Consider the following 4,916-nt stretch of genomic DNA (forward strand, 5'->3'; position numbering starts at 1 on the left):
CCGCCGCGGCCGCCGCGCCGGCGCCCGCTCCGGCCGCGCCCGCTGCGCCGGCCCCCGCCGCGCCCGCCGCTCAGTCGGCGGCGCAGTCGGTGTTCAAGCCGCTGGCCGGCGCCGCGCCCGGCGCCGGCACCGACATCGACCTGATCATGGACGTGCCCGTCCAGCTGACGGTCGAACTGGGCCGCACCCGCCTGACCATCAAGAACCTGCTGCAACTGGGCCAGGGCTCGGTGGTCGAGCTGGACGGCCTGGCCGGCGAGCCGATGGACATCTTCGTCAACGGCTACCTGATCGCCCAGGGCGAAGTGGTGGTGGTGGAAGACAAGTACGGCATCCGCCTGACCGACATCATCACCCCGTCCGAACGCATCAACCGTCTCAACAACCGTCGTTGACCCCGCGTCCGTGATGAACGACTCCGCCCTGCTGCGCGTCATCATCGGCCTGGTGCTGGTGCTGGCGGCCATCCTGGCCGCGGCCTGGCTGGCGCGCCGCGCCGGCCTGACGCAGCGCGGCGGCGGCAACCTGCTCAAGCAGGTCGCCAGCCTGCCGATCGGCGCGCGGCAGAGCATCGTCGTCGTCGAGATCGAGAATACCTGGGTGGTCGTGGGCGTCAGCCCCGGCCAGATCACTCCCCTGCATACCCTGCCTGCCGGCGAACTGCCGCAAGCCGCGACCTTGCCCACCGCCGCCTTCGCGGCCAAGCTGGGCCAGGCGCTCAAGCGCCGCTAGGCGGCGCGCGCATTTCCACACCATGAGCTTGCCCAACACTCCCCGCGCCCGCCGCAGCGCGTTGCCCCTGCTGGGCGCCGCCGCCCTGCTGGGCCTGGCGCTGTACCCGGCCGGCGTCATCGCCCAGGCCACCCTGCCCGCGCTGACCGCGACCCCGGGCGCGAACGGCTCGCAGACCTATTCGCTCAGCATGCAAACGCTGCTGCTGATGACGTCGCTGTCGTTCCTGCCGGCGGCGCTGCTGATGATGACTGGCTTCACCCGCATCATCATCGTGCTGGGCCTGTTGCGCAGCGCCATGGGCACCGCGATGTCGCCGCCTAACCACGTGCTGATCGGGCTGGCGCTGTTCCTGACCTTCTATACGATGTCGCCGGTGTTCGACAAGATCTACACCGACGCCTACAAGCCGCTGTCCGAAGGCTCGATCCAGTTCGAGGCCGCCGTCGAGCGCGCCGCGGGCCCGCTGCGCACGTTCATGCTGCACCAGACTCGCGAGAACGACCTGGCGCTGTTCGCCAACCTGGCCAAGCAGCCGGCGCTGGAAGATCCGTCGCAGGTGCCGCTGCGCATCCTGGTGCCGGCCTTCATCACCAGCGAGCTCAAGACCGCGTTCCAGATTGGCTTCACCATCTTCATTCCGTTCCTCATCATCGACCTGGTGGTCGCCAGCGTGCTGATGGCGCTGGGCATGATGATGGTGCCACCCGTGACCGTGGCGCTACCGTTCAAGCTGATGCTGTTCGTGCTGGCCGACGGCTGGAATCTGCTGATGGGCTCGCTGGCCCAGAGCTTCTACCAATAGGGAATCGCCATGACCGCCGAAACCGTCATGACCATGACCTACCAGGCGATGAAAGTCGCGCTGGCGATGGCCGGCCCGCTGCTGATCATCACCCTGATCGTGGGCCTGGTGATCAGCATCTTCCAGGCCGCCACGCAGATCAACGAAATGACGCTGTCGTTCATTCCCAAGCTGCTGGCCATGTGCGGCGTGCTGGTGCTGCTGGGCCCGTGGCTGATCGGCATCATGGTCGACTACATCCGCCAGCTCATCGGCCAGATCCCCGGCCTGGTGTCGTAGCGGCGCGCGCCGCCGGCCCCCGGGACGCGTCCTCATGTTCTCCTTCACCATCGAGCAGCTGAATGGCTGGATCGGCCAGTTCCTCTGGCCGTTCGTGCGCATCCTGGCGCTGGTGGGCACCGCTCCCCTCTTCTCTGAATCAATGATCCCGGTCAAGGTCAAGATCGGGCTGGCCTTCGTGCTGGCGGTCGCCGTCAGCCCGGCGCTCGACCCGGCGCCGCCGATCGCGCCAGGCTCGTTCGCCGGTCTCTGGATGGTGATGCAGCAGGTGCTGATCGGCATCGCCATGGGCTTTTCCATGCGCCTGGTGTTCGCGGCGGTGCAGACCGCCGGCGAATTCGTCGGCCTGCAGATGGGCCTGTCGTTCGCCTCGTTCTTCGACCCCAGCACCGGCGCCAACACCGCGGTGCTGTCGCGCCTGTTCAACATCGTGGCGATGCTGACGTTCCTGGCGCTGGACGGCCACCTGCTGGTGCTGGCGGCCCTGGTGCGCTCGTTCGACACCCTGCCGGTGGCGGCGATCCAGCTGCACCAGAACGGCTGGGGCGTGGTGGTGGAATGGGGCAAGACCGTGTTCGTGTCCGGCCTGCTGCTGGCCCTGCCGCTGATCTGCGCGCTGCTGACCATCAACCTGGCGATGGGCATCCTGAACCGCGCCGCGCCGCAGCTGTCGGTGTTCTCGGTGGGTTTTCCGGTCAGCCTGATCGTGGGCGTGGTGCTGCTGACCGTGGTGCTGCCCAATTCCGGCCCGTTCCTGGAATCGCTGTTCGAATCCGGCCTGTCGGCGATGAGCCGGGTGGCCGATGCGCTGGCGGGCAGATAGCGCCACGCCCGTCCCCGCAGGCAACGCCGCGCGCCATGCCCCATGAAAAAACCGGCCCTCGAGCCGGTTTTTTCATGCGTCTTCGCGGCCTACTGCTGCCCGGTCAGGCGGAACACCCGGATGGTCTCGCGCAGCGTGCCCGACTGGTTGCCCAGCTGCAGCACGGCGCCGCCCAGTTCCTGCACCAGCGCGGTGTTCTGCACCGTCATCACGTCCATCTGCGATACCGCGCTGTCGACCTGCTCGATGCCGCTGGACTGCTCCTGGGACGCCTGCGAGATCTCGCCGATGATGTCGGTGACGCGATGCACCGCCGCCACGATCTCTTCCATGGTCGCGCCGGCCTGCTCGGCCTGGGCCGAGCCCTCGGTCACGCGGTCGACCGAATCCTCGATCAGGCCCTTGATTTCCTTGGCCGCCTGCGCGCTCTTCTGCGCCAGGCTGCGCACTTCGCCGGCCACCACCGCGAAGCCCTTGCCGGACTCGCCGGCGCGGGCCGCTTCCACCGCCGCGTTCAGCGCCAGGATATTGGTCTGGAAGGCGATGCCTTCGATGATGCTGACGATGTCGACGATCTTGCGCGAGCTGTCGGAGATGCCATGCATGGTGCTGACCACCTGGCCCACCGCGACGCCGCCCCGGCGCGCCACGTCCATGCTGCTGGCAGCCAGCTGGTTGGCCTGGCGGGCGTTGTCGGCGTTCTGGCGCACGGTCGAGGTCAGCTGTTCCATGCTGGCCGCGGTCTGCTGCAGCGAGGCGGCCTGGCCCTCGGTGCGGCCGGCCAGCTCCTGGTTGCCGCGGGCGATGTGGACCGCCGCCTGGGTGGTGCCCTCGATGCCGCGGTAGACGTCCTGGGCGATGCCGATCAGGCTCTTGCGCATGACTTCGAGCGAGAACTTCAGGCTGCCGATCTCGTCATCGGAATCGGCCACGATCTGGGTGGTCAGGTTGCCGGCGGCCACCTGGCGCGCCATGTTGGCGGCGTCCACCATCGGATCCAGCAACGAACGGCTCAGGCTCCAGCCCAGGCCGAAGATCCCGATCACGCCCAATGCCAGCAGGCCGCAGGCCAGGCTGGCGCCGGTGGCGTCCAGCGACGCCCAGTTGGCGTTCAGGCCATAGGCGCCGGCCGCCACCACGATGCCCGACGACAGCAGCGCATGGCGGAACATGCGGCTGCGCACGTTGCGCTTGAACGGAAAGGCCAGCAGGTCCAGGCCGCGGCGCCAGCCGGCGCGCACCGGCCGGCCGCGCACGATGCGCACGCCGCGGGCGCGGCCTTCGCGGATGCGCTCGTACAGTGCCTCGGCCATCTCGATCTGTTCGTCGCTCGGCCGCACGCGCACCGACGAATACGCCACCACTTCGCCGTTCTCGACGATCGGCGTGGCGTTGGCCAGCACCCAGTAGTAGCCGCCGTCCTTGCGGCGGTTCTTGACCAGGCCGAGCCAGGACTCGCCGGCTTCGAGCGTCTGCCACAGGTCGGCGTAGGCTTCCGGCGGCATGTCGGGATGGCGCACGATGTTGTGGGCCTTGCCGATCAGTTCTTCGCGGGAGAATCCGCTGACTTCGATGAATGCCGGATTCGCGTAGAGGATGCGGCCCTTGGTATCGGTACGCGAGATCAGGTATTGATCCTCGCGCAGCTTGGTTTCCACGTCATTGACAGGAAGGTTTACGCGCACAGCTTGTCTCCGGTTGCATCATATGGCGCAGCAAACAGTCAAGGGCAGTCGATATGGACCGGGCGCCCCACCGCAACCTGTCCCCGCCCGACCCCGAGGGCCTGCGCATGCCGATGCGCGGCGCGACCCGGGGTGGTTCACTGCCCTTGTCCTGGGCGTTATGACTATGAACGGCAATATTTTCGAAAACTTAAGCTGTCCATGACAAAAATCAGACTCATATAAGGTATTCGACCCGGCGGCCGTAAACGGGCGCCGGGTCGGCGGGAGCCGCGGCCGCCGGGCCGCGCTCCGCATCACGGGGCTCGCGCCCCGGATGATCAGTCTTGCGTCAACGTCGGCGCCTGGTAGCCGCCCAGCTGGTGGGCCGGCACTTCGATCACTTCGCCAGCGTTGATCTTGAACACGGCCACCGCCTCGGACAGGCGATGCGCCTGTTCCTGCAGCGAGCCCGCCGCGGCGGCGGCTTCTTCCACCAGCGCCGCGTTCTGCTGCGTCACTTCGTCCATCTGCGACACCGCGCGGTTGACCTGGTCGATGCCGCTGGACTGCTCTTCGGACGCCGCCGAGATCTCGCCCATGATGTCCGTCA

General features: G+C 67.8%; 6 protein-coding genes and 1 pseudogene. 5 read left to right on the top strand and 2 right to left on the bottom strand.

All coding sequences use genetic code 11. The annotated features are described in order from the left end of the window. The 5 genes from fliN to fliR form a co-directional block, all read left to right on the top strand. The coding region (gene fliN / locus AOZ49_RS31305; RefSeq protein ID WP_054479803.1) for a flagellar motor switch protein FliN at positions 1 to 395 on the top strand (395 nt) is incomplete at its 5' end. A 13-nt stretch (positions 396 to 408) separates the two neighbouring features. Then, positions 409 to 732 (top strand): flagellar biosynthetic protein FliO, encoded by a 324-nt coding sequence (gene fliO, locus AOZ49_RS31310; protein ID WP_006394455.1) that lies wholly within the window; start codon positions 409 to 411, stop codon positions 730 to 732. A gap of 22 nt (positions 733 to 754) precedes the next feature. After that, positions 755 to 1,537, top strand: coding sequence for a flagellar type III secretion system pore protein FliP (fliP, locus tag AOZ49_RS31315; protein WP_006394454.1), 783 nt, complete (start codon positions 755 to 757; stop codon positions 1,535 to 1,537). A gap of 9 nt (positions 1,538 to 1,546) precedes the next feature. Then, a complete protein-coding gene (gene fliQ / locus AOZ49_RS31320) occupies positions 1,547 to 1,816 on the top strand; it encodes a flagellar biosynthesis protein FliQ (RefSeq protein ID WP_025138879.1) in 270 nt (89 codons plus the stop codon). Between the two features lie 34 nt (positions 1,817 to 1,850). Next, positions 1,851 to 2,639, top strand: coding sequence for a flagellar biosynthetic protein FliR (gene fliR, locus AOZ49_RS31325; protein ID WP_054435751.1), 789 nt, complete (start codon positions 1,851 to 1,853; stop codon positions 2,637 to 2,639). An 89-nt stretch (positions 2,640 to 2,728) separates the two neighbouring features. Here fliR and AOZ49_RS31330 read toward each other — a convergent pair whose 3' ends face one another. Beyond that, a complete protein-coding gene (locus tag AOZ49_RS31330) occupies positions 2,729 to 4,324 on the bottom strand; it encodes a methyl-accepting chemotaxis protein (RefSeq protein ID WP_054435750.1) in 1,596 nt (531 codons plus the stop codon). Positions 4,325 to 4,644: 320 nt separating this feature from the next. Beyond that, a pseudogene (locus AOZ49_RS31335) lies at positions 4,645 to 4,916 on the bottom strand (methyl-accepting chemotaxis protein); the annotation flags it as partial.

The sequence above is a fragment of the Achromobacter sp. 2789STDY5608615 genome (assembly GCF_001298995.1).
Lineage (GTDB): Bacteria > Pseudomonadota > Gammaproteobacteria > Burkholderiales > Burkholderiaceae_B > Achromobacter > Achromobacter insuavis.